Annotated in this window: 26 protein-coding genes; 23 read left to right on the top strand and 3 right to left on the bottom strand. The window is 38.8% G+C overall.

Translation table 11 applies throughout. The features are described from left to right. The 12 genes from ACSYTJ_RS06220 to ACSYTJ_RS06165 all read left to right on the top strand — a co-directional run bounded on the left by ACSYTJ_RS06220 (position 1) and on the right by ACSYTJ_RS06165 (position 11,671). On the top strand, positions 1–966 hold the full coding sequence (locus ACSYTJ_RS06220; RefSeq protein ID WP_491716729.1) for an IpaB/EvcA family protein: 966 nt from the start codon (positions 1–3) through the stop codon (positions 964–966). A gap of 21 nt (positions 967–987) precedes the next feature. Further along, on the top strand, positions 988–1,695 hold the full coding sequence (locus ACSYTJ_RS06215; protein WP_491716728.1) for an NAD-dependent protein deacylase: 708 nt from the start codon (positions 988–990) through the stop codon (positions 1,693–1,695). Continuing rightward, the gene (locus ACSYTJ_RS06210) at positions 1,695–2,540 is read left to right on the top strand and encodes a DUF72 domain-containing protein (RefSeq protein WP_491719760.1); all 846 of its coding nucleotides are present in this window, start codon (positions 1,695–1,697) and stop codon (positions 2,538–2,540) included. Before ACSYTJ_RS06215 ends, ACSYTJ_RS06210 begins: the two co-directional genes overlap by 1 nt. Before the next feature lie 70 nt (positions 2,541–2,610). Continuing rightward, entirely contained in the window at positions 2,611–4,641 is a 2,031-nt protein-coding gene (metG, locus tag ACSYTJ_RS06205; protein WP_491716726.1) for a methionine--tRNA ligase, read from the top strand. Between the two features lie 66 nt (positions 4,642–4,707). Further along, positions 4,708–5,481: a TatD family hydrolase gene (locus ACSYTJ_RS06200; protein ID WP_491719759.1), complete on the top strand. Its 774-nt coding sequence runs from the start codon at positions 4,708–4,710 to the stop codon at positions 5,479–5,481. Further along, complete coding sequence (rnmV, locus tag ACSYTJ_RS06195) at positions 5,481–6,038, top strand: ribonuclease M5 (protein ID WP_491719758.1); 558 nt, start codon at positions 5,481–5,483, stop codon at positions 6,036–6,038. Before ACSYTJ_RS06200 ends, rnmV begins: the two co-directional genes overlap by 1 nt. Further along, a complete protein-coding gene (rsmA, locus tag ACSYTJ_RS06190) occupies positions 6,038–6,928 on the top strand; it encodes a 16S rRNA (adenine(1518)-N(6)/adenine(1519)-N(6))-dimethyltransferase RsmA (RefSeq protein WP_491719757.1) in 891 nt (296 codons plus the stop codon). Before rnmV ends, rsmA begins: the two co-directional genes overlap by 1 nt. Before the next feature lie 109 nt (positions 6,929–7,037). Continuing rightward, entirely contained in the window at positions 7,038–7,886 is an 849-nt protein-coding gene (gene ispE / locus ACSYTJ_RS06185; protein ID WP_491716722.1) for a 4-(cytidine 5'-diphospho)-2-C-methyl-D-erythritol kinase, read from the top strand. A gap of 110 nt (positions 7,887–7,996) precedes the next feature. Next, on the top strand, positions 7,997–8,818 hold the full coding sequence (gene purR, locus ACSYTJ_RS06180; protein WP_491716721.1) for a pur operon repressor: 822 nt from the start codon (positions 7,997–7,999) through the stop codon (positions 8,816–8,818). A gap of 16 nt (positions 8,819–8,834) precedes the next feature. Continuing rightward, the gene (gene glmU, locus ACSYTJ_RS06175) at positions 8,835–10,208 is read left to right on the top strand and encodes a bifunctional UDP-N-acetylglucosamine diphosphorylase/glucosamine-1-phosphate N-acetyltransferase GlmU (RefSeq protein ID WP_491719756.1); all 1,374 of its coding nucleotides are present in this window, start codon (positions 8,835–8,837) and stop codon (positions 10,206–10,208) included. 130 nt (positions 10,209–10,338) lie between these two features. Beyond that, entirely contained in the window at positions 10,339–11,298 is a 960-nt protein-coding gene (locus ACSYTJ_RS06170) for a ribose-phosphate diphosphokinase (RefSeq protein ID WP_491716719.1), read from the top strand. Between the two features lie 19 nt (positions 11,299–11,317). After that, on the top strand, positions 11,318–11,671 hold the full coding sequence (locus ACSYTJ_RS06165; protein ID WP_491719755.1) for a DUF3899 domain-containing protein: 354 nt from the start codon (positions 11,318–11,320) through the stop codon (positions 11,669–11,671). A 42-nt stretch (positions 11,672–11,713) separates the two neighbouring features. On the opposite strand, the gene yidA is transcribed toward ACSYTJ_RS06165, so the two are convergent. Both yidA and ACSYTJ_RS06155 read right to left on the bottom strand, forming a co-directional pair. Next, positions 11,714–12,529, bottom strand: coding sequence for a sugar-phosphatase (yidA, locus tag ACSYTJ_RS06160; protein ID WP_491716717.1), 816 nt, complete (start codon positions 12,527–12,529; stop codon positions 11,714–11,716). A gap of 18 nt (positions 12,530–12,547) precedes the next feature. After that, positions 12,548–13,900, bottom strand: a complete 1,353-nt coding sequence (locus ACSYTJ_RS06155) for an HD domain-containing protein (protein ID WP_491719754.1) — start codon at positions 13,898–13,900, stop codon at positions 12,548–12,550. A 133-nt stretch (positions 13,901–14,033) separates the two neighbouring features. On the opposite strand from ACSYTJ_RS06155, the gene ACSYTJ_RS06150 reads away from it, so the two are divergent. From ACSYTJ_RS06150 to ACSYTJ_RS06130, 5 genes are all read left to right on the top strand, one after another. Beyond that, entirely contained in the window at positions 14,034–14,480 is a 447-nt protein-coding gene (locus ACSYTJ_RS06150) for a YwiB family protein (protein ID WP_491716715.1), read from the top strand. A 74-nt stretch (positions 14,481–14,554) separates the two neighbouring features. Beyond that, positions 14,555–15,121, top strand: a complete 567-nt coding sequence (rpoE, locus tag ACSYTJ_RS06145) for a DNA-directed RNA polymerase subunit delta (protein WP_491716714.1) — start codon at positions 14,555–14,557, stop codon at positions 15,119–15,121. A 191-nt stretch (positions 15,122–15,312) separates the two neighbouring features. Further along, positions 15,313–16,923, top strand: coding sequence for a CTP synthase (pyrG, locus tag ACSYTJ_RS06140; protein ID WP_491716713.1), 1,611 nt, complete (start codon positions 15,313–15,315; stop codon positions 16,921–16,923). A 234-nt stretch (positions 16,924–17,157) separates the two neighbouring features. Next, entirely contained in the window at positions 17,158–18,444 is a 1,287-nt protein-coding gene (gene murA / locus ACSYTJ_RS06135) for a UDP-N-acetylglucosamine 1-carboxyvinyltransferase (RefSeq protein ID WP_491716712.1), read from the top strand. Positions 18,445–18,548: 104 nt separating this feature from the next. Next, positions 18,549–18,797 carry a type B 50S ribosomal protein L31 gene (locus tag ACSYTJ_RS06130; protein ID WP_491716711.1) on the top strand — a complete coding sequence of 83 codons (249 nt, stop codon included), beginning with the start codon at positions 18,549–18,551 and terminating at the stop codon, positions 18,795–18,797. 49 nt (positions 18,798–18,846) lie between these two features. Here the strand turns inward: ACSYTJ_RS06130 and ACSYTJ_RS06125 are convergent, their stop codons facing one another. Further along, positions 18,847–19,320: a low molecular weight protein-tyrosine-phosphatase gene (locus ACSYTJ_RS06125; RefSeq protein ID WP_491716710.1), complete on the bottom strand. Its 474-nt coding sequence runs from the start codon at positions 19,318–19,320 to the stop codon at positions 18,847–18,849. Between the two features lie 105 nt (positions 19,321–19,425). Here ACSYTJ_RS06125 and ACSYTJ_RS06120 point away from each other — a divergent pair, with 105 nt between their 5' ends. The 6 genes from ACSYTJ_RS06120 (at position 19,426) to alr (ending at position 26,144) form a co-directional block, all read left to right on the top strand. Further along, positions 19,426–20,007 (top strand): LemA family protein, encoded by a 582-nt coding sequence (locus ACSYTJ_RS06120; protein WP_491716709.1) that lies wholly within the window; start codon positions 19,426–19,428, stop codon positions 20,005–20,007. Between the two features lie 8 nt (positions 20,008–20,015). Then, entirely contained in the window at positions 20,016–20,909 is an 894-nt protein-coding gene (htpX, locus tag ACSYTJ_RS06115) for a zinc metalloprotease HtpX (protein ID WP_491719753.1), read from the top strand. Between the two features lie 70 nt (positions 20,910–20,979). Continuing rightward, entirely contained in the window at positions 20,980–21,765 is a 786-nt protein-coding gene (locus ACSYTJ_RS06110) for a hypothetical protein (protein ID WP_491716707.1), read from the top strand. 65 nt (positions 21,766–21,830) lie between these two features. Continuing rightward, entirely contained in the window at positions 21,831–23,210 is a 1,380-nt protein-coding gene (locus ACSYTJ_RS06105) for a UDP-N-acetylmuramoyl-tripeptide--D-alanyl-D-alanine ligase (RefSeq protein ID WP_491719752.1), read from the top strand. 153 nt (positions 23,211–23,363) lie between these two features. Continuing rightward, a complete protein-coding gene (gene cshA / locus ACSYTJ_RS06100; protein ID WP_491719751.1) occupies positions 23,364–24,893 on the top strand; it encodes a degradosome RNA helicase CshA in 1,530 nt (509 codons plus the stop codon). Between the two features lie 129 nt (positions 24,894–25,022). Beyond that, a complete protein-coding gene (gene alr, locus ACSYTJ_RS06095; protein ID WP_491719750.1) occupies positions 25,023–26,144 on the top strand; it encodes an alanine racemase in 1,122 nt (373 codons plus the stop codon). Positions 26,145–26,152: the final 8 nt, after the last annotated feature.

The following is a 26,152-nucleotide window of genomic DNA, read 5'->3' as shown; positions in this document are numbered from 1 at the left end:
TTGGAACCAGAAGATATTAATTTAAATGAACAGACCCAAAGTTTGATCAACGTTGTGAATCAATTTTTTCCTGGTAAGATCGAGGTTCAATTTATTGGTCGCCTACAATCAGGATATGTAAGACATGATCAAGCACAAGTAGTTCAGGAAGGTAAAAATATTTATGTACAAATTTCAGATTTATCTGCTCCTAACTACACGGCTTCACATGAATTGTTGCACTTGTTAATGACTTTACGGGGCTTTCCCCAGATTTTTTTCTCATTAACTACTGGTAATCCAGAATTAGATGATCAATTGCAAGCAATGGGAACTGAATTATTTGATATTGTTTCTCACTTTGTTGTTGTTTCAGAACAACGCAAACATGAATTGATCAATGCTGATATTGAAGCTATGTATCTAAAGGGAATTAAGGAAACCATCAAACCAGAACCTAAGGAACTGGATGATGAAATGTCATTAAGATTACTAACCCTTTTGGATGCAATGGTCTTTTACGGAGATCATTTCGATACAGTTGTTGACGAATTGAAGCATGATTATCCAGTTTCACTAGCTGCTGCTCAAAAAATTTATAAACAGATTACTGTTAAGCCAACTGATTCACCATTTGGCTTGCGTAGAAACGTTGTTAAATTATTCAGATTGTTTGATGATCAATTAAAGGCGTGGGGTTTACCACCATTAAATAATAAGGACTTTACAACGATTACCAGTGTGCTTTCAGAACGCCAATTAAACCTTAAAGTAAATCAAATGTTTGAAATTTTTCATTCTGAACTGCACGAAAAGGTCACCAATCGAAGAGCCTACGTTGGCTTTAGTAAGGTCGATGATCAAAATTCATTTGTTGTTCCATCACCAACAGGGATGGATGATAGTCCAGCTTATTTTAAACGACTTTACAATTTAAGCGTCAAAGACTTGTTCAAGGAACTTAAAATGCCATTTATTATTCGTTAATTAATTTGGGGGGCGTCAAATATGGATGCAGATGTTCAAAGGGTATTTGATCAATCGCAGCGAATTGTTTTTTTAACTGGGGCGGGGGTATCAACTCCTTCTGGGATTCCAGATTATCGTTCTAAAAATGGGTTATATGAACAGGATAACGATGGACGACCCGCTGAATACTATTTAAGTCATGCTTGTTTGCAAAATGAGCCTGATAAATTTTATTCGTTTGTGAAAAATAATATGTACTACCCAGATGCAAAACCCAATGCAATTCATGAAAAGCAGGCGGCGTTAACGAATCAGGACCGTGCTAGCATCATTACACAAAACGTCGATAATTTGTATAACGTTGCACATGCCACCCACCTAATTGAATTTCATGGTAATTTATATGATGTTACTTGCCAAAAGTGTCATCAATCAGTTGATTGGCATGAATATTTGAATAGTCCGATTCATAAGGATTGTGGCGGTGTATTACGTCCTGGAATTGTTTTGTATGATGAAGGATTGGATCCAGATAGGGTTCAAAACAGTGTTGATTTAATGTCTAAAAGCGACTTGATCGTAATTGTAGGGACTTCAATGCGTGTCTACCCATTTGCAGGGCTACTTCAGTATCGCAACCCCAGTGCACCGGTTATCGCAATCAATCAAGAAAAACTAGACTTAGGGATTCCCTTGAAGATGATTCAAGGGGATGCGGTTAAATTCTTTAAGGAGCTGCGAGTTTAATGATTACAATTGGTTTAACAACGTGGTCTGATCATCCCTTGTTTTCTAATACTAATCAACCACCGAAGTTAAATGAGTATGCGAGTTTTTTACCGACCGTTGAAGTTGATACTCCATTTTATGCGATTCCCAAAATTACCACAGTTGATAATTGGATTAAACAAGTCCCTAGTCAGTTTCAATTTGTGGTGAAGGCGAATCGTTTGATGACTCAACATGACTTAAAAAGTCCAGATGCGGTTTCTTTACCAACTCGTTGGCAGGTTTTTACTGAATTTAATGCAATGATTAAGCCATTGGTTGAATCCCACCAGCTAAAGACGGTTTTATTTCAATTTCCGCCCTTTTTTAAGGTCAGTGATGAAAACCTTGCCTACTTAGCAAGCATTCCTAACCACCTCCCTGGGTTGCCGATTACGGTCGAGTTTCGGCATCCTTCTTGGTATCAAAATCCATTTATTAATCGGCTGTTTCACGGCTTAAAGCAATTGCATTTGACATTGGCCATTGTGGATGAGCCCCATAATCTAAATGATGGCGTCCCATTCGTTCCACTAATTACTAACCCAAATTTAGTATTTATTCGGCTTCATGGGCGCAATGCAGAAGGCTGGTTCAATCAAGGCCGAGATTGGCGCAAGCGCAGGACTTTGTATCATTATAATGATCATGAACTAGCTGGTTTAGCGAATATCGTTCGTGATTTAGATTCCCAAGTAAGAGAAGTATGTATTATTTTTAATAACAATTCTGGCAAAGATGCGGCCCCCAATGCCTTAAAGTTACAATCCTTATTAGGGCTACATTTTACTGGATTAGCACCAAAACAACTAGATTTATTTTAAAGCACGGCAGTTATGCTATAATGAAAAATAATTAACTAGCGGCTGCCGCTTCAGAAAGGGAGCATCATCTATGGCAAAACCAACTTATTATATTACCACTCCAATATATTATCCATCTGGTAAATTACACATCGGAAATTCATACACAACGATTGCGTGTGACGCATTAGCTCGTTTCAAACGTTACACGGGGTATGACGTTTTTTACCTAACTGGAACTGATGAACACGGACTCAAAATTGAACAAAAAGCAGAAAAATTAGGGATGGAGCCCAAGGCTTACGTTGATAAAATGGCCGATGGCATTAAGCAGCTTTGGAAGACCCTTGATATCTCAAACACCAAGTTCATTAGAACGACTGATGATTACCATGTTGCAGCTGTTCAAAAGATTTTCCAAAAATTACAAGATAATGGGGATATTTACCTTGGTGAATACACTGGTTGGTACTCCGTATCTGATGAAGAATACTTCACTGAATCCCAATTATCCGAGGTTTACAAGGATGATGATGGTAATGTAACTGGTGGAAAGGCACCAAGCGGTCACGAAGTCCAATTGGTTCACGAACCATGTTACTTCTTTAAGATGAGTAAATACGCTGATTGGTTACTTCAATACTATCGTGATCATCCAGATTTCATTGAACCATCAGCGCGGATGAATGAAATGATCAATAACTTCATCAAGCCAGGCCTTGAAGACCTTGCCGTTTCACGGACTTCATTTAAATGGGGGGTTCCTGTTAAGAGTGATCCTAAGCACGTCGTTTATGTTTGGATCGATGCCTTGACTAACTATATCACTGCCCTGGGTTACGGTTCTGATGATGATTCATTATTTAAGAAGTACTGGCCCGCTGACGTTCAAATGGTAGGGAAGGAAATCGTTCGTTTCCATACGATTTACTGGCCAATTATCTTACATGCATTGGGATTAGAACTACCTAAGCACGTAATTGGCCACGGTTGGCTATTAATGAAGAACGGTAAAATGTCCAAGTCTAAGGGCAACGTTATTTATCCAGAAACATTGGTCGAACGTTACGGGCTAGACGCTACGCGTTACTACCTCCTTCGTTCCATGCCTTATGGAAACGATGGGGTCTTTACGCCAGAAGACTTCGTTGATCGGGTCAACTATGACCTTGCCAATGACCTAGGAAACTTATTGAATCGGACAGTTGCGATGATCAACAAGTACGAAGGCGGGACCGTCCCAGAATTTAAGTCAGCAGTGACAGAATTTGACCAACCTTTGGAACAAGTCGCAACCGAATCGATTACCGAGTTCAAGGAAAAAATGAATTCCGTTCACTTTGCCGATGCACTAGCTGCAGTTTGGAAGTTAGTAGCTGCAACCAATAAGTACATTGACCAAACTGAACCATGGTCGTTAGCCAAAAGCGATGCTGCTGCTGATAAGGATCAATTAGACTCCGTGATGGCCCACTTGGCCGCTAGTTTACGGGTAATTGCCTTCTTGGTTAGTCCAATCATGACACAAGCTCCTAAAAAGATTGCTGAACAACTTGGCTTGCCAAGCGATTCGTTCGACTTAACGAACTTGAATATCGCTGATTTACCAGCAAACACCCAGGTAATCAAGAAGGGTGTTCCAATCTTCCCACGGCTTGATGTGGAAGCTGAAGTTGAATTTATCAAGGGGCAAATGACCAAGTCTGATAAAACGAAGGGGCGGGCAGCCCAAAAGGCTGCTGCTGAAGGCAGTTTCGACCCAGATACGACTGAATTAACGTTAACTAAAAAAGCAATTCGTTACGAAGCCTTTGATAAGGTCGAATTAAAGGTTGCTGAAGTGGTTGCAGTCCAACCCGTTGAAGGTTCGGATAAGCTATTGAAGTTCAAATTAGATGCGGGTGATCAAGGATATCGGCAAATCCTTTCAGGAATTGCACAGTGGTACCCAGATTACGAAAAATTAGTTGGTAAGAAACTAATTGCCGTATCGAACTTAAAGCCTCGTAAAATGCGTGGTGAAGTCAGTCAGGGAATGTTACTTTCCGTTGAACACAAGGATGGTTCAATTGAATTAGCGACCCTTCCTGAAAGCTTCGAAAACGGGGCTACTTTAGAATAATGAAAACCCTAAATTAGCCATTCAATCAATTTGATTAATGGCTAATTTCGTTTTGGAGGAGATTTTATGAAGATTTTTGATTCCCATACCCACTTGAATGATGATATTTTATATCCCGATGCTAAGCAATACATCGACCATGCCCAAAGGTTAGGGGTAGTTAAGATGGCAATCGTTGGTTCTGATCAACATTTAAATCGCTTAGCAATTGAATTAGCCCACCAATACGATAATTTATATGCAATCGTTGGCTACCATCCAGAATCGGCCAATGACTTTGATGAAGCTGCCGAAGCGGAGTTGATCGAACAAATTAAGGATCCAAAGGTCATTGCCGTTGGTGAAATCGGCCTTGATTACCACCAAAACGTAGTGAAGCAAAGCACCCAACGCCGTGTTTTCAAACGCCAAATTGAAATTGCAAAGGATGCAGGGCTGCCAATTTCTGTTCATAATCGGGATGCGTTCAAAGATACCTACGATATTATTAAATCAACCGATGTCAGTGCGACCCATGGAATCGTGCACAGCTTTAATGGTGATCCTGAATGGGCACAGAAGTTTATCGACTTGGGGATGTTACTATCATTTAGTGGGGTTGCCAGCTTTAAAAAGACCCGTGAAATCCATGAAGCTGCTGCTAAAGCCCCACTGGATAAAATCCTAGTGGAAACTGATGCTCCATATTTAGCACCAGAGCCATACCGTGGAAAGCAAAATGAACCTGGCTATACACTCTATACAGTCGAAGCAATTGCTAGGTATCGCGATACGACTCCAGACGTAGTTGCTGATGCAACTTACCGTAATACGTTACGCTTGTTCGGAATCGAGGAATAATGAAAAAAATTAAAGAAGTAATTGTGGTGGAAGGTAAAGATGATACTACCCGCATTAAGATGGCTGTGAACGCTGATACCTTAGAGACTAGGGGCTCAGCCATTGATGATGCAACGATTGCATTGATCAAAAAGATTGCTGAACAACGGGGAATCATCATCTTTACTGATCCTGATTTTTCTGGTGAACGAATTCGAAAGATCGTTGCCAAAGCGGTTCCAGATGCTAAGCATGCCTTCATCAAGCGCAATTTAGCAACCCCTAATCATCACCATGGCTCGTTGGGCGTCGAACATGCCTCTATGGATACGATTAGAGAGGCGCTTGCGAATCTGTATACTGAAAATCCAACCGCAGAGCCGCTGATTCCAGAACGTGTGTTATTGGAATATAACCTATTAGGGGGACCAGGAGCCAAGCAACGACGGCAAAAGTTATGTGATATTTTGAACATCGGATATGTAAACGGGAAGCGACTCGGAAAACGACTGCAAATGTTTTCAATCACCCCCCAACAATTTGATGCCGCAATGAAGCAAATCAAGGAGGATCAATAATGACAGAAACACCAGCAATTGGGAGCCCAGCCAGAACTCAGGCGATATTGAATCGTTACCACCTTTCTGCAAAGAAAAGTTTGGGACAAAATTTTCTGACCGATTTAAATATTTTAGTCGGGATTGTGGATGCCGCAGAAATCACAAAGGAAGATAATGTAATTGAAATTGGACCTGGAATTGGGTCTTTAACTGAGCAATTGGCCAAGCGGGCGAATAAGGTCGTTGCATACGAATTAGACCAAAATTTATTACCAGTTCTAGATGATACTTTACATCAATATGATAACGTTAAAATCATTAATCAAGATATTTTAAAGGCAAACTTGCCAGAGATGATCGATCAAGAGTTTGGTAGCAACGAACATGTCAAGGTGGTTGCCAATTTGCCATATTACATTACTACTCCAATTATTTTAAGTTTATTAAAGGGCCCGATTGACTTTTCTAAAATTGTGGTGATGATGCAAAAGGAAGTTGCCGATCGATTATGCGCCAAAACAGGTGTGAAGGCATATAGCTCCCTTTCTGTAATTGTGCAATATCTGCATCGGGTGACAGTGCCAATGCAGGTTTCTAGAAAATCATTCATCCCATCACCGAACGTGGATTCCGCAATCGTAACATTAACTAGTTATGACCATCGAAATGATCAAGCATTCAATGATAAGTCATTCATGGGTTTTGTTCGCGGGTGTTTTGCTCATCGTCGTAAGACGTTATGGAATAATTTACAAAGTGTTTTTGGGAAGCGTCCAGAAATAAAGGAGCAGGTCAAAAAAGGTTTGGCAGAATTAGACATTGATCCAGGCGTTCGCCCCGAAAGATTAACGGTGAGTGACTTTGTGAAACTTGCTAATACCTACCATAAAATTGGCATTTTAAAATAACCTAATTAGCAACTATTAATTAAAATAGTTGCTTTTTTAGTCCACTGACTTTTCATTGATTTTTTAGTATAATGAAAAATAAATAAATTAGATGATTGGAGGGGTGGACTTGAAAATCGTAGAAAAAGCGCCTGCTAAAATCAATTTAGGGCTAGATACACCTTACATCCATCAAGATGGGTTACCAGAGTGGAAAATGGTTATGACTTCGATTGATTTAGCGGATTACGTAGAGATTAGCACTAATAAAAGTGGTAAGATCGTTGTGGAATCTGATAGTGTTTTTATTCCTAATGATCAACGTAACCTTGCTTATCAGGCGGCGTTGCTGATTACAAAGCAGTTTAATATTCAGGATGGAATTGAAATTAAAATTATTAAGCATATTCCGATTGCTGCAGGTTTGGGAGGCGGATCATCTGATGCCGCTGCCGTTTTAAGGGGCTTAAATAAACTTTATCAACTGGGGCTTAATAATTCAGAATTAGCATTGATTGGACTGCGGGTTGATTCTGACGTTCCTTACTGTATTTATAGTCAAACGGCTAAAGTAACTGGTCGCGGTGAAGTCATCGAACTAATGCCTAAGCTGCCTTCAATGTGGGTAATTTTAGTCAAACCGCGGGTGAGTGTCTCAACGCCTAAAATTTTGCAAGAGATTAATTATGATCGGTTGATTCATCCGAATATCGATAAATTAATATTATTTGCAAAGCGGGGGGACTTGACCGGAATCACCGCTAACATGGGAAATGTTTTAGAATCAATTTCAGCGGGGCACTATCCAGAAATTTTAGAAATCAAGAATCGCTTAATGAGCTTCGGTGCGGACGGTTCTCAAATGAGTGGAACTGGGCCGACGGTGTTTGCAGTGTGCCATAAATATAGCCGTGCGAAACGGATTTTAAACAGCATTCGCGGTTTTTGTAACGAAGCGTACCTAGTTAGACCTTTATAATATTACTTACATTCATATATTAATTTACGAAAAAGTTGAGTAAAACACGAACTTTTATGCTAAAATTTGATTGATAGGAAAATTTGTTATTTATTATAGAGGTGAAAGATTTGAAGGTCAGACGAAGTAATCGATTGATTGATATGACTAAATATCTTTTAGATCGACCACATACTCTTATTCCCCTGACTTTTTTTGTGGACCGTTATGGTTCTGCAAAGTCTTCCATTAGTGAAGACCTAGGAATATTAAAGCAAACTTTTAAAGAGCGTGGAATTGGAATTGTTGATACGGTTCCTGGAGCAGCTGGTGGAACTAAGTTTTTACCATCGATTCCAGCAGCAGAGGCACAATCGTTCGTTAACGACTTAAAGGATGCATTAAATGATGATAGTAGGTATTTAGCCGGTGGCTATATTTATATGTCTGATGTATTGAGCTATCCTGATACGCTTAGAACGATCGGCCGAATAATGGCAACTAAATATACTGATCAAAAGATCGATGCGGTATTGACAGTCGCAACTAAGGGAATTCCAATCGCCCAAAGCATTGCTAGTAATTTAAACGTTCCATTCGTGGTTGCGCAACATGACTCCAAAATCACAGATGGTTCGACGATTAGTGTTAATTATGTATCTGGTTCTAATAATAATGTCAAAAAAATGGTATTATCTAAACGGAGCCTAAAGGCTAATTCCAGAGTATTGATCGTTGATGACTACCTTAAGGGTGGTGGCACTGTCAATGGACTAGCTACTTTGGCTCGTGAGTTTAATTGTGAAGTAGCTGGGATTTCGGTCCTAGCTGAGGAAAATTATGATCGGAATGAGTTTGCTGATCAACAATATGTGTCATTAGTCAAAGTTGATATTGCAAAACATATTACAGTATCAGACGGGAACTTCTTAACGACCGTCTTTAATCAATAATAGGAGGATCAATTTAATGGCATTAAGAAACACAATTATTCTAGCTGCTGGTAAGGGAACTAGAATGAAATCAAAATTATATAAGGTCCTACATCGCATTTGTGGTCGGACAATGGTTGACCATGTCTTGACGCAAGTTGAAAAGACTAATATGGACAACGTTGTGACCGTGGTTGGTTATGGTGCTGAAGATGTTGAACGGGAATTAGGCGACCGTACCAAATACGTTGTTCAAAAAAAGCAACTAGGGACTGGGGATGCCGTGATTAAGGCCGAACCCTTATTGGCAGACCTTGAAGGGACTACGATGGTGGTAAGTGGTGACACCCCGCTATTCACTAGTGAAACCTTTGAAAAGCTTTTTAAATATCATGAAGAAAAGCAGGCTGCCGTTACCATCTTGACTTCCAAGGCTCCCGACCCAACTGGTTATGGTAGAATTGTGCGTAATGATTTGGGGATTGTTGAAAAAATTGTTGAACAAAAGGATGCTTCGAAGGAAGAGCAGGCGATCAACGAAATCAACACTGGGGTATATGTTTTTGATAATCAAGCTTTATTTGACTCCCTCCACAAGATTAACAACGATAATGCACAGGGCGAGTATTACTTGACTGATGTAATTGAAATTTTGAAAAACGCTGGCAAAATTATTGCAGCTTATCAAATGGCTGACTTTAGTGAATCGATGGGGGTTAACGATCGAATTGCACTATCTAAAGCAACGAAAGTGATGCAGAAGAGAATTAATCGCTACCACATGACTGAAGGGGTTTCCATTATTAATCCTGATGATACCTATATTGATGTTGATGTTAAGATTGGTTCAGATACGGTTATCGAACCCGGGGTCCAAATTCATGGTAAGACGACGATTGGATCAAATTGTCGAATTGGGGCCCATTCTGAAATCACTGATTGCGTTCTTCACGATAATATTCATGTGATTTCATCATATCTTCAGGAATCAGAAATGCTAGATAATTCTAATATTGGCCCTTACAGCCATTTAAGACCAGGCTCTCTAATTGGTGAGCATGTTCACCTAGGTAACTTTGTAGAGGTTAAAAAAGCCCAAATTGATGAAGGTACGAAGGTAGGGCACCTAACTTACGTTGGAAATGCTCATTTAGGGAAGAACATCAATGTTGGATGTGGGGTTATTTTTGCCAACTATGACGGTAAAAATAAACACAACGTTACCGTTGGGGATGCATCGTTTATCGGTAGTAACTCCAATTTAATCGCCCCTGTGACCATTGCTGATCACTCCTTTATTGCCGCTGGTTCGACCATCACTGATGATGTAAATGAATATGATATGGCAATTGCACGGGCAAGACAAACTAATAAACCCGGTTATTATAAAAAGTTACCTTACAATGGATAGTGAATAAATTCACGTAACATTGTATGATAATGTGGGATTTTAGTGTAAAATAGTAAGTAACAAGAGTAAAACATGCCTGTTTTATTTGAAATGATAATCAATATGAATGGATTTTTAGATGGAGGAACTCATGGCTGAACAAAAAATCGATCCTAATTTTAAACTTTTTGCTTTAAGTTCAAATCGCCCATTGGCAAAGAAGATTGCTGATGATATGGGAATTGAATTGGGGAAGGCAAACGTTAATCATTTTAGCGACGGTGAAATTCAAATTCAAATCGAAGAAAGTATTCGTGGGGATGATGTCTACATCATCCAATCTACTTCAGAACCGGTAAATGATAATTTGATGGAGCTTTTGATTATGGCCGATGCGCTTAAGCGGGCCAGTGCAAGAACGATTAACGTCGTAATTCCTTACTATGGTTACGCGCGTCAGGATCGCAAGGCACAATCAAGAGAACCAATTACAGCTAAATTAGTTGCTGATATCTTACAAACTGCAGGGGTTAGTCGGGTGGTTTCACTTGATTTACACGCTGCTCAAATTCAAGGCTTCTTTAACATTCCAGTTGATCACCTAATGGCAGCACCGCTGTTAGCTGACTTCTTCTTAAAAGAAGGTTTCGATTCAAACACGGTTGTTGTTTCGCCAGACCATGGTGGAGTAGTCCGAGCACGAAAGTTAGCTGAATGTCTAAAGGCACCAATTGCCATTATTGATAAACGGCGGCCCAAGGCCAACGTTGCTAAGATTATGAACATTATTGGTGATGTTGAAGGAAAAACCTGTTTAATGGTTGATGACATGATTGATACTGCAGGGACGATTACCCTTGGTGCACAGGCCCTAATTGATGCTGGTGCTAAGGAAGTATATGCTTGTTGTACCCATCCAGTCTTATCCGGCCCAGCAATTGAAAGAATTGAGAAATCACCAATCAAGCAATTGGTGGTTACTGATTCGATTCAATTAAAGCCTGAACAAAAAATTAGCAAAATTAACCAAATTACAATTGCAAAATTAATGGCGAATGCAATTACTAGAATTCACCAAAATAAAGCCTTAAGTCCACTATTCAAGGCCTAAAATGATGAAGCAGTTAATATTGCGCTTTAAAGTGGCGTTATTGGTAATCATTATTACGGTTTTCATTGCTTTAATTTCGTTAATGATTAATTCTAGGACCGTAATTTTTACCATAAGTAACTTCTATTTTATGGTGGGATTGTTATTTTTAGTGTTTGCAGCGTTTATTATGCTATTAGGTGGACATTTGTTTACCGGCTGGCATCGAGTTCGGCGTCGTGGTGACGATGCTGAGTTACCAGATGAACAGGTGCCTGCTAGAAAGGTGGGCCGTTTAAAAAACGCCCCCATCAAGGTTAGTCGTGCTGCTAGTTACTGCTTACAAATTGCACTGCCAATGATAATCATGAGTATTTTAATTACACTAATTTAAAAAAGCTGACCAGATTGGTCAGCTTTTTTTTATTTAGTGGATTTATTCGGGATTGTTAACGAATTTATTGATTGCATAGGCAACCCCATGGTCAACGTTAGTCTTAGTAACGAATTGAGCTGCTTGTTTATTATCTTCAATCGCGTTACCCATGGCGACGCCTAGCCCTGCGAATTTAATCATTGAAAGGTCATTGCCTTGATCACCAATTGCCATCACATTTTCTGGCTTTAAGTTGAGTTTGTTGCTTAGTTCCTTCAGTGCATTTCCCTTACTGATTTGCTTATTCAAAAATTCCAAAAAGAATGGTTCGGTTTGAACAACGTATAGTTTATCACTAATGGCTGCTGGAATATTTGCTTTGGCATGCGTAATTTTATCAGGAGTACTTACGAACATTGACTTAGTAATGGTCAATTCTGGTTTGATATCTTCAGGATTTCTAACCTTAATTGGCAGTCTAACGATTGAACTTTCGTAAACTGTGTATTGGCTTAGGTCATGATTAAAAGCATAAATGGCTTCGGGCGTTTCAATTTGGTAATTAACGTCTAACTTACGGCCCAGTGCTTCGGTATCAACGAAATCATCATAGGTAATGGTGTGGTTAGTAATGACCTTACCATTAGCATCTTGAATTGTGGAACCATTGAACGTGATTGCATATTCATCTGCTCCAGAAATGGATAGTTCCTCAAGGTATTTTTCAACCCCTGAAATGGGACGGCCAGTACAAAGGACGACCTTGATTCCCTTTTCACGAGCAGCAGCAATCGCCTGTTTGGTAGGTTCTTGGAGGACCTTTTCATCGTCAACAAGGGTTCCGTCAATGTCAATTGCAATTAATTTAATATCCATAATTTTTTATTCCTCACTTTAAATAACGTGGTCGTTTTTAATGTATTTTCTAAATTGTTCTTGTTTCTGTAAAAATAAATCAGTTTGTTCGCCATCATTTTTAAGAAATTCACGGGGGAAGAAGAAACGATCCTCACCAACCGTTTTATTGGTAATCACTTTGACGAGCTCACTAACATTTGACAAATCAATGAGACTATCATCACGATTAATTAACTGAATCCGATTATCGTTAATCCCGCGCTTCGTATCATAGGAGTCATAGGGCAAGTTATAACTATTATCGATGCCAGTGTAATATTTAACGTCGTATCCACAATCACTTACTAACGAGCGCAGCTGATCGATGGTTGTGATGTCGCTTTTTTGGTATTTAACCGATTTAAATGGTTTGCGGTTAATGAAGCGATCCGCTAAATCCTTTAAAATCGGATCATCAGCGTGTTGCCAATGGATGAAATAGGTGTTTAAAACGCCGTCGTCCAATTCCAAGTAGTCCGATAGGTTGAAGCTATCCTTATTAAAGAATGGTATTAACTGGTATGGAACCATTTCAGGTTTCATTTTCCCAGCTTCATATAGATCCTTAGCACGTTGGAGGAGATGGTTTAAAATGACCTCCATTGAACGTGAGACCGGATGGAAATAAACTTGTAGATACATCTGCATCCGACCAATAATGTAATCTTCGATCGTATGCATCCCATTCATATCAAAGCAAATCCCCCCAGAATACGGGCGCATGATTCTTAAAATGCGCGTAAGATCAAAGTTACCATAACTGGTCCCGGTGCTATAAGAATCACGGAGTAAATAGTCCATTCGATCGGCATCGCATTGACTGGAGATCATTTGGACGACCTGCTTATTAGGATATGATTTATCGATTACGCTGGCCACTTTTTTGGGAAAATCTTTGTCGACCTTGTGCAAAACTTTGTTGACTTCTGTATTTGGATTGGTAATGATATTACGAGTGATTTTTTCGTGGTCAGTTTTGAAAATGTGTTCAAACGTGTGTGAATATGCACCATGACCAATATCATGCAGTAAAGCTGCACAAAGAGCGACTAGCCTTTGTGAATCATCATCCCATAATCCATCGTTAGGATTTTGGGATGGGAAATTACGTTGAAAGTTATCACAAATCCGTCTGGCAATTTCATAAACGCCCAGCGAGTGGGTAAATCTGGAATGCTCAGCACCGTGAAAAGTGAATGATGATGTTCCTAGTTGTTTAATCCTGCGCAATCTTTGAAATTCCGGAGTGTTAATTAGGTCCAAAATCACTTGATGGCGTACATAGATATAGTTATGAACTGGATCGCGAAAAACCTTTTCGCGTGGCAGTAATTTGTTAGCGTATGACATGCTGTACTCCCCCAAGTTTTTAAATCAAATGTTTATAATATTATTATAACTAAAATTCAGTTTCGTGACTATTAAATGAGTGCAATTTACTTTTTCATAAGTATAATTAAAAGTAGGATAACTTTATTTAGGGGTGATAAAAATTAGAGATACAGACGTACAAGATGTCACGATTCATCTGGAGACGAGCGTAAGTCAAGCTGGTGACCATTCAGATTTTGTATACGATGTACAAGGACAACTAGCACGAGTTGGGATGTCCTTTTATTTAAGGTATAAAGAAGATGATCCTAAAACGGGTAAGCAAGTCCCAGTAACATTTAAACTAGATGATAACGGGGAAGTGCGGTTAACACGTGCAGCTGAAAATCGCCTCCAGGTTCGTTTTGAACAGGGACAAAAACACACGGCGCGTTATAGTACCCCCTATGGACTAATGAGTATGGATGCTGAAACAGTGCAATTATCATATCAATATTTAGATAATCCCGCTCACGGGAGCCTGCAAGTTGATTATCGGCTATATTCAGGGGAAAACTTACTTGGTGACTATAAGATTAGGTTGCAATTTAACGCCTAGACGAGTAACATAAAGTAGTATATGTATAAAGCGATTAATACGATTTGAAAGTGTTTGAAAGGACGTGCACCAATTTGGAATTAAAAGCCTTAGAAGGTAAAAACAAAAAAGAACTCTCAATGATTGAAGTTGCACACGCAATTTTAGCTCAACACGGTGATGTTATGTCATTTGCTGATTTAGCTAATGAGATTCAAAAATACCTTGGTGATTCAGATGAAGAAATCAGAAACCGCTTAGTTCAGTTCTACACTGATTTAAACGTTGATGGTAGTTTCATCTCATTAGGTGATAACCTTTGGGGCCTTCGGACTTGGTATCCATACGAATCAATTGATGAAGCAACTGTTCATCCAGAAGACGAAGATGAAGAACGCCCAAAGAAGAAGCGTCGGAAGGTAAATGCATTTTTAGCTGATGCAGATGACGATGACGATGTTATCGATTACGATGATGATGATCCTGAAGATCAAGATGATTTTGATGGTGATGATGATAATGACGATGAAGATCATGATTTAGATGATATTGACGAAGAAAACCCAATCGATGATGAAGATAGTAATGATGTTCCAGATGATATCGACCTTCATGATACCGATGTTGACGATGATGATGATTCAGACGAAAGTAAAAAATAATTTTTTTGCTTGACTATAATCTTAAATATGGGTAGTATATTGTTTGGGCTCCTTACGAGTAGTTCGTAAGGAATTGATCGATTATATTATGTAGTAAATAAGCTCCCTGTTCCATGGAATGGGGAGTCTTTTTATTTTTTATTGTTGTTTTTAAATGTATCCCTAAATCATTAGAAAAAGGAGAAATTCAATTGACTAAGTATATTTTTGTAACTGGTGGAGTTGTTTCCTCACTTGGTAAAGGTATTGTTTCAGCATCGATTGGTCGACTATTGAAGAATAGAGGCCTTAAGGTGACGATTCAAAAGTTTGATCCATACATTAATGTGGATCCAGGAACCATGAGTCCTTACCAACATGGTGAAGTGTTTGTCACCAATGATGGTACTGAAACTGACCTTGATTTAGGTCATTACGAACGTTTTATTGATATTAACTTAAATAAATATTCAAACGTTACGACTGGAAAGATTTATTCAGAAGTACTGGAAAAAGAACGGCGTGGGGATTACCTTGGTGCAACCGTTCAAGTAATTCCACACATTACGAACATGATTAAGGAAAAAATCAAGCGGGCTGCTGATATTTCAGATGCAGACGTTGTGATTACTGAAATTGGTGGAACTGTTGGTGATATCGAATCCCAACCATTCTTGGAAGCCATTCGGGAAATGAAGACTGAAATGGGTGCCAATAACGTCTTTTACATTCATACGACTTTGATTCCATACCTACATGCTGCTGGTGAAATGAAGACAAAGCCTACTCAACACAGTGTTAAGGAATTACGGGGATTAGGGATTCAACCAAACCTATTGGTAGTACGAGCTGAACATCCAGTGACCGACTCAATGAAGAAGAAGATTTCATTGTTCTGTGACGTTAAACCAGAAGCGGTTGTTGAATCAATTGACGCTAAGTCTCTCTATTCTGTTCCATTGAGCTTGCAAGCTCAACACATGGATGATCAAATCCTTGAACACTTTGGAATCGAAGCTCCAGAAGCAGATATGACGAAGTGGCGCGAACTAGAACACAAGGCGCTGAACTTAAAGAACGAAGTGAACATCACATTAGTTGGAAAGTATGTATCACTACACGATGCTTACATTTCAGTTGCTGAAGCTTTACATCATGCTGGATATCCAGTGGATGCCAAAATCAACTTGAAGATGGTGGCTGCTGCTGATATTACCGATGATAACGTTGCTGAAATGCTTGCAGGCGCTGATGGTGTAATCGTACCCGGTGGTTTCGGCCGTCGTGGAGTTGAAGGAATGATCAGAGCCGTTAAGTACGTGCGTGAAAATGACATCCCATTCCTCGGGGTTTGTCTTGGAATGCAAGTAGCAAGTATCGAATTTGCTCGTGATGTGGCTGGCTTTGCTGATGCTAACACCACTGAAATCGATCCAGATACTAAGCATAACGTAATTGATATTATGGCTGATCAATCTGATATCGAAGAATTGGGTGGGACCCAAAGACTAGGGGCATACCCATGTAAGATTAAGCCAGGAACGGTTACCGCTGCTGCTTATGATAATAAAGAAGAAATTTCAGAACGGCACAGACACCGTTATGAATTTAATAACAAGTTTAGAAAAGACTTAGAAGCAAAGGGCTTAGTATTCTCGGGAACATCTCCTGATAACCACTTGGTCGAAGTAATTGAAGTTCCAGAAAACAAGTTCTTCGTTGCTGCTCAATACCATCCAGAGTTCTTATCCAGACCAAATCGGCCAGAAGGATTATTCAAAGCCTTTGTTGCAGCTGCGAATAAACAACATGGCAATGCGTAAACTAATAAGCTAAATTGATTCAATAAAAAAGACATTTTTTATGAGATTATTTCATAAAACTTAGTCTTTTTTATTTTACATTTGCTAATAAATTCACAAAATGGATATAAAAAATGATATAATTTATTGTCAGTGATTAAATTTTATATCACGACTGATTTTTCATTTGGTGAATGGCATAGTGACCATTTAAAACCAGTGTTAATGATTAAAATTAAGCGAGGAAATGCAATAATGAGTGAAATGATTATTCATGGGGGGCATAGACTCTCAGGAGAGGTAACTATTGGCGGTGCGAAGAATAGTACAGTTGCAATCATTCCGGCATCAATTTTAGCTGATTCACCAGTTCAATTGGACATGGTTCCTAATATCCTGGATGTTAAGAATCTAATGTTACTTTTAGAGTCAATGAATGTCCATTCGGAATTTGTTGACGGGGTATTAACGATTGATCCGACCGATATTAAACAATCACCGCTCCCAAGTAGGGCAATCAAGAGTTTGCGGGCTTCTTATTATTTTATGGGGGCGTTGTTAGGTCGCTTTAACCGTGCGGAATTAACTTTTCCCGGTGGTGATAACATTGGACCACGGCCAATCGATCAACATATTAAGGCTTTCAAGGCCCTAGGTGCAATCGTTGATGAAAAAGAAGATGGCACAATTAAGATTGAAGCTGGTCCGAACGGCTTACATGGGGCGCCCATTTTTTTGGATGTCGTCTCAGTCGGGGCTACAATTAATGCGATCTTAGCTTCTGTACGGGCACAGGGGACCACTACGATTTGGAATGCTGCTAAGGAACCAGAAATTATCGATGTTGTTACATTCTTAAATAACATGGGGGCTAAAATTCGGGGTGCAGGCACCGATGTGATTAGAATCGATGGGGTCGATAATTTAGTTGCTAAAAATACCCACACGATTATTCCTGATCGGATTGAAGCGGGGACTTATTTATCAATGGCCGCGGTAATTGGTGATGGCGTTTTAGTTAATAATGTAATTCCAGAACATTTGGAATCGTTTATTGCTAAGTTAACTGAGATGGGCGTCAAATTAGATACTAACGAAGATAGTATCTATGTTCATCGATGTGATGATTTTGAACCGATTAAGATCAAGACGTTGCCATTCCCAGGCTTTGCAACTGATCTACAACAGCCAATTACGCCGTTGTTATTAAAAGCGAATGGCGATAGTATCATTGTTGATACCATTTATCCTGAACGGACAAGGCATGTTGCTGAATTAGTTAAAATGGGTGCACACATTAAGGTAAATGAAGATGACCATATCATCATCGTTAGCCCCACCACTGAGCTAACGGGAGCGGTCGTTGATGCTGGTGAAATTAGGGCTGGAGCGGCTGCGATGATTTCAGGGCTGATGGCAAATGGCATTACAAAGATCACTAACGCTGATAATATTTTGCGTGGTTATGATAACGTAATTGATAAGTTGACCAATTTACATGCACAGGTTGAATTAATCAATAATACTAATTTAATAAAATAAAAAAAGATTGATTGAACGATTATTTGGTGTTAATATAATAACTATCGACTAATCGATAATCTCTGTTTTCAGAAAGATTTCAGGGCAAAGGAGCGATATATATAATGAAAAAAGGAATTCATCCAGATTACCACAAGGTTGTATTTAAGGATTCAAGTACTGGTTTCAGTTTCTTAACTGGTTCCACTGCTACTTCCGATCAAACCGTTGAATGGGAAGATGGTAACACTTACCCATTGATTCTTGTGGAAATCTCATCAGATTCACACCCATTCTACACTGGACGTCAAAAGTTCACTCAAGCAGATGGTGCTGTGGACCGTTTCAACAAGCGTTACGGTTTAAACAAGTAATTATATTAATAATTACGCAAAAGAGTTCGTCATTCGACGAACTCTTTTTTTATTGAATTCCATTATCTTTTTTGATTTTATCTAACCAAGCGGGCATCGCTTCAGCTAAAACATCATAGGTATAGTCAAACTTATGGGTATACCAGGGGTCTGGAATCGCAGTCCCCCTTTTTTCTGGGAAGATGTCTAGGCAAAGATGAATCTTAGACTGACAATCAGCTGGTGCCATGGACTTTAAATCGATCACGTTTTGATGATCCATGGTAATAATGTAGTCAGCCCACTCAAAATCAGCCGTGGTAATTTGATGCGAATACAAATCGTGCCAATCGAAGCCGTGGTTTGTCAAAGTTTGAATTGTCCCTGGTTGGGGGTGGTTACCCTGTTCCTCATCGCTAGTTGCCGCTGATTTTACCTGGATGTGGTTGGTCAGTCCTTGTTTTTGAACTAATTTTTTAAAGATAACTTCTGCCATTGGTGAACGACAAACGTTTCCTAGGCAGACAAATAAAACGTTAACCATTGTGAATCCCCCTAAATTATATTTGAATTGATTATAATTATTATAGCTAATTTAGATTGTTTTTGTTATGATTAATACGAAATTAACAGAATGGAGATATTTAAGATGGGAATTATTATTACAGTTATCGTGATTGCAATTTTAGTATTTGCGTACATTTTAATCTACAACGGGCTCGTACGTTCCAGAACCTACGTAGACGAATCGTGGAGTCAAATTGATGTTCAATTGAAACGGCGGAACGACTTGATTCCAAATTTAATCTCTACTGCTAAGGGATATGCTAATTATGAACAAGAAACTTTGGCTAAGGTAACCGAATTAAGAAATCAAATGATTTCAATTGATGGGAATGTTGATCGTGATAAGTTAATGCAGGTATCCGATCAATTATCAGGAACTTTGAAATCAATGTTTGCAGTTGCTGAAAATTATCCAGACTTAAAAGCAGACACTCATTTTCAAGAATTGATGGAAGAATTAACGAATACTGAAAATAAAATTGCTTATTCTAGACAGTTATATAATTCAACGGTCGCTAAGTATGATATGCAAATTAATAGTTTTCCTACTAATCTAATTGCAGGCATTCACCACTTTACTAAGCGTGATTATCTAGAAGTGCCAGAATCAGAAAAACAAGCTCCTAAAGTTAACTTTGATGAATTTAAGGGCTTTAATAAGTAGGCGTCCAGATGTTATACGAACAAATTGCGAAGAACAAACGAAAAACGATCTATGTTTTATTTGGGTTTATTTTATTACTATTAGCCGTTGGGGCAGCCGTGGGTATTTTATTCTTTAGAAATCCAATCGTGGGTATGGTGATTGCTTTTGTTGTTGGCCTGGTTTATTCATTGATCATGATTAACCAATCGATCGATATTGTGATGATGATGAATCATGGTCAAGAAATAACAGATGAACATCAATCCCCAGAATTATGGCATATTGTTTCTGATATGGCATTAGTTGCAAGAATTCCAATGCCACGGTTATTTATCATTAATGATGATAGTCCGAATGCGTTTGCAACTGGAAATAATCCTAAAAAAGCTGCTGTGGCGGTTACGACTGGCCTATTAGCGATTTTAAATCGCGAGGAACTAGAGGGTGTGATTGGCCACGAGGTCTCTCACATTCGGAACTATGACATTCGAGTATCAACGATTGGATTAGCACTATCAGCTGCAATTTCAATTATTGTTGATTTTGGAATGCGTTCCCTTTGGTTTGGTGGTGGCCGACGGAATGATAATGAAAAGGATAATGGAATCATTGAAATCATTGCATCCGTTGTGATCATTATTTTAGGACCAATCGCTGCTAGCATTGCTCAAATGGCTTTATCACGGAATCGAGAATATTTAGCCGATGCTTCTGGGGTCGAATTAACCAGAAATCCGTTGGGGTTAATTAACGCCTTGAAGAAAATTTCAGGTGGGCAACCAATGCACGATATTAATTCAAATAGTGCAGGATTATATATCGAAGATCCATACCATGGAAAGCATCGATTTTCTTTTTCCCGCCTTTTTGATACTCATCCACCGATTGAATCGCGTATTCAAAGATTGGAGAAAATGTAATTAGCATGTTTCAATTGATTTAAAAAGTAGTACAATTGAATAGTTAAATATTTGGGAAAGTGTGGTTGTAATGCGGGATAACTTTATTTACATCGACGCTAATTTAGTAAGAAACATGACGATTACTAGGGGAATCGATTCCGCAGATTTTGTAAATGGACTAGCAAACGTTCCGAGTAATATTATTTTATTGAATGATGATCGTAAAAATGCAAATAGCTATAATGCACACGCTAAGTTTAGCACGATTACTGGAAGTGGAGCGGTGCGTGATTACTTACTTAATAAACAGATTACAGATAAAAAAATTATTGATTTTCATTCCAATGATGATTTAAATGTTCTGCTGGATAGCGAGATTGCAAATTTACTTTATCTGGGACATATGACATATCCAATGAATAGCCCGTTTTCTTCTAAATTGCGTAATAATTATATTTATATTCTTTTGAAATCTGATTTTGTAAAGGTTTTTTATCGGCAGTTTTCTAAGTTCAACCATGTTTTAGAAATTAGTCTGAAGCGGCACCTTAGGGAAATGCATAGTGGAAGAAGAATGTTTGTAAGACCATTGGTAATTAAGGATATTGATGAAATGGTCCTAACTAAAATTATTAAATTAAGTAGTGAGGGATTAGTAGTTGCTTTTGACCAATCTTTTGAGCAACAACGGCAATATAATATCCCATTATTGATGGAAAAGTATCCAGAAAAACAGAGTACATGGTATACTAAACATGATATATATCAGAATGCTGTTTCGATTGGGACACTAAAGTATCTAATCTATGAACAAAAATGGCAACTTCACATTGATGAAGATAAATTACCAAATAATTTTATTTTTGAAGATTAATTGCATTCTGGTTGTTAGAAACACCAGAATGTTTTTTATTTGATAGCTTAATGGGGTTAAAAAATATGAAAATGAGTTTAGCTGAAATTGCTAAGGCTGTATCAGCAGAAAATGACGTTACCAAATTTGCTAACGTTGAATTAACGAGTGTATCTTTCGATAGTCGAGAATTGAAATCGGGAGCATTATTTGTGCCGCTTGTTGGTGATCAAGATGGCCATCGGTTTGTTAATAGTGCCATTATCAATGGTGCGAGTGCCACATTTTGGGCGAGCGATCACGATGGTATGCCGACTGATTTTCCAATTATTGTAGTACCCGATCCGTTGAAGGCGCTCCAGGATTTAAGCCAGTACTACTTAAACAAAATTAATCCGAAGGTGATTGCCGTTACAGGGAGCAACGGTAAGACTACAACTAAGGATATGGTTGCTTCAATTTTAGCGACTAATTTTAACGTTACCAAGACGCATGCTAATTTTAATAATGAGATCGGAGTTCCGATTACCGTGCTTTCAATGGAGGCTAATACAGAAGTATTGGTGGTTGAAATGGGGATGGATCGCCCTGGTCAATTAGACTTCTTAAGTCGGTTGGTCCAACCTGATGTTGCGATTATTACGATGATTGGTGAAGCCCACATCGAGTTTTTTGGGACCCGTGATAAGATTGCCGATGCCAAAATAGAAATTTTACACGGACTAAAAGAAGATGGGACGTTTATTTATGATGGTGATGAACCGCTCTTAAAGCAGCGTGCGGCCCAATTTAATTTTAATGAATTAACTTTCGGACGCAACGGAGTTAACGATATTTATCCAACTGAAATTAGTGACCAAACTACTCAAACGAGTTTTGTTACTAATAAATGGCAAGATTTTTCATTCACAATCCCAATGATTGGTGAATACAATGTTAATAATGCCCTAGCTGCTGTCTTAACTGGTTCATTATTTCAAATTAGACCTGAATCAATTCGGAAGGGTTTAAAAAACGTTAACCTAACTGCTAATCGAACCGAATGGATTAGGGGAAAACGTGGTGAATTAATTTTAAGTGATGTCTATAACTCTAACCCTACTGCCGTTAAGGAGGTTTTAAAAGCGTTTGATGAAGTTAAAACTACTGGGCGGCGGATTGCGGTGTTAGGCGACATGTTAGAATTAGGGGCGCAGTCAAAAGCAATGCATGAGTCACTTGCTGACTATTTAAATCCATCTTTAATTCCAGAAGTATTTTTAATTGGAACTGATATGGCAGCGTTACGCGATAAATTAATTGGCAAGTACGCTTCTGATCGAATTCATTATTATGAAGCCGATCAAATTAAGCAAGGTGCTTTAGAACTAGAAAAAATAATTACTGCTGATGATGTGTTATTACTTAAGGCTAGTCATGGAATTCATCTGGAGATAATCTTAAATATTCTGACTGATCAGCATTAATATTGTTGCTTAATTAAAGAAAAAGGATTATTATTATTTAGATATACAACTTTACTAATAGATTTATTGATTTTGAATCAGCTTTTGGGTGTTTGACGGAAACGGATTTTTCTTAGCTCACTAGTAATTTTCGAAATCATAGGAGGAAATTTTTTGAAATTTAGAGATTTAGGTTTATCACAAGGCCTATTAACAGCCGTTGAAAAAGCAGGTTTTACCGAAGCTACCCCTATCCAATCGGATACGATTCCTTTGATTCTTGAAGGCCATGATGTGTTGGGTCAAGCCCAAACGGGGACTGGTAAAACAGCTGCATTTTCCTTACCAATTTTGGACAAGATTGATTTAGAAGATTCAAATGTCCAAGCATTAGTCGTATCACCAACGCGAGAATTAGCAATCCAAACCCAACGCGAAATGAATCGTTTTGGTAGGGTAGAAGGCGCTAAGGTTCAAGCAGTTTATGGTGGTGCAGATATTCGTCAACAAATTAGAAATCTTAAAAAGCATCCACAAGTTGTGGTTGGAACTCCTGGACGGATTTTAGACCATATTAATAGACGGACTTTAAAACTAGGGAATGTTAAATTCTTAGTTCTTGATGAAGCTGATGATATGTTAGATATGGGATTTTTAGATGATATTGAAAGTATCATCAAAGCCCTTCCTACTGAACGTCAAACGCTCTTATTCTCAGCTACGATGCCAGATAAAATTAAGCGGGTTGGGGTTCAATTTATGAATCAACCTAAGCAAGTTAAAATCAAAGCCAAGGAATTGACTACCGACTTAGTTGATCAATTCTACGTTCGTTCTAAAGAAGCTGAGAAGTTTGACTTAATGACACGCTTCTTTGATGTTCAAGCACCAAAGGTAACGATCGTCTTTTGTCGGACTAAGCGTCGAGTGGACGAAGTTTCCCGTGGCTTAATTGCATGTGGGTATCCAGCTGCTGGATTACACGGTGATTTAACTCAAAAGCGGCGTTCACAAATCATGCGTGAATTTCGTGATGGCAAAATTTCAATCTTAGTTGCAACTGATGTTGCTGCACGTGGGATCGATGTTAGTGGAGTTACGCATGTTTATAACTACGATATTCCACAAGACCCAGAAAGTTACGTTCACCGAATCGGTCGGACTGGTCGGGCCGGTAAGCATGGGGTATCACTTACTTTTGTTGAACCCAATGAAAAGGACTACCTTCGTGAAGTTGAAAAATTAACCAAGGTTAGAATGTTACCACTTAAGCCTCCTTCGGAAACCGAAGCATTAAACGGTCAATTAGGTGCTGTTAAGGGTGAATTGGCTAGCATGATTGAAAAGACCGATATGGATAAATTTTCAGCAACCGCAGATGAATTGCTAGAAAAATATTCTGCTAAGGAATTAGTATCCGTATTGCTCAGTAAGATGACTAGAAGTCAGGTAAAGGTACGAATTACTCCAGAACGGCCATTACCAAACAAGAAACGACGCTTTAGTCATGGTCGTCGTTATAGCGGTCATGGCGGTGGTCGCGGCGGAAATCGTAATTACGGTGGCGGTAGCCGTCGTTTTAATGGTCGTGGTGGAAACCGTCGTAATGATCGTAACCATGGTCGAAGCAATGATCGACGTGGTAATGATAACCATCGCTCAAACGGAAATGGCAAGTCATTTACAATCAAACAACGCGATTAATTTAATGATTTTAAAAGAATAAGATATTAATAAGAAATAGGAATGATGGATTATAAATCTACGTTCCTATTTTTTATTATATGATTTAATGCTAAAATAGACTATAAATTATATTTGAGGGTGCAGATTATGAGTGTTGGATTTCATCGAAACGCTAGCCTAGTAATTGATAGGCAGGCAATTTTTCAGAATATTCACAGTGAGGTCAAGCGATTAGCTAACGGGACTGAAATGTTTATGGTTGTTAAGGCCAATGGATATGGACATGGGGCGGTTGAAGTTGCTAAAATTGCTAAATCTGCGGGTGCAACTGGCTTTTGTGTTGCCATCTTGGATGAAGCAATTGATTTACGTTCGGCTGGGTTTACGGAACCAATCTTGGTTCTTGGGGTTACAAGACCCGAAGATGTTTTATTGGCCGCTACTTATAATATTGCGATTACGTTACCTTCAAATGAATGGCTTAACGAGGCAATTCAAGTTTTAGCACAGCAGCCTAGTGCGCCCCGATTAAATGTTCACATCGCCTTAGATACTGGAATGGGTAGAATTGGTTTTCAGTCGATCGATGAAATGAATGCAGCAGTCGCTGTGGTCAACACAAATGCATCATTGATTAATATTGAGGGGATTTTTACCCATTTTTCAACTGCTGATTCTAATGATGAAAGATACTTTAGACTACAAGTAGATCGTTTCAAACGCTTCCTTAAAGCTCTTCCCAAGCGACCACGTTATGTTCATGTTTCAAATTCTGCGACTAGTTTATGGCATCAAGAATGTAACGGGAACATGATTCGTTTTGGGGTAGCTGGATATGGTCTAAATCCTTCTGGGACTGAAATCAAACCGCCATATAAATTATTGCCAGCCTTAAGTTTGTTTTCTGAGGTGGTCCATTGTAAATTAGTTCCAGCTGGTCGCTCAATCGGATACGGAGCCACATATACAACGGATGAAGAGCAATGGATTGGGACGGTCCCAGTGGGGTATGCTGATGGGTATGTAAGATCGTTACAAAATTTTCACGTATTGGTTAACGGTCAGTTTTGCCCAATCGTTGGTAGGATCTGCATGGATCAATTTATGATTAAGTTGCCCGAACGGGTTAAGTTGGGAACTAAGGTGACCCTAGTTGGAAAAGATGGAGAAAATATAATCTCATTGGAATCAATAGCTCAATTTTGTGATACAATTCATTATGAAGTTGCTTGTTTATTCCAAGAGCGACTACCAAGAGTATATATTTAGTGATTGTT

This window comes from Nicoliella sp. ESL1113 (assembly GCF_058509245.1).
This window is presented reverse-complemented; position numbering and strand designations above follow the sequence as displayed.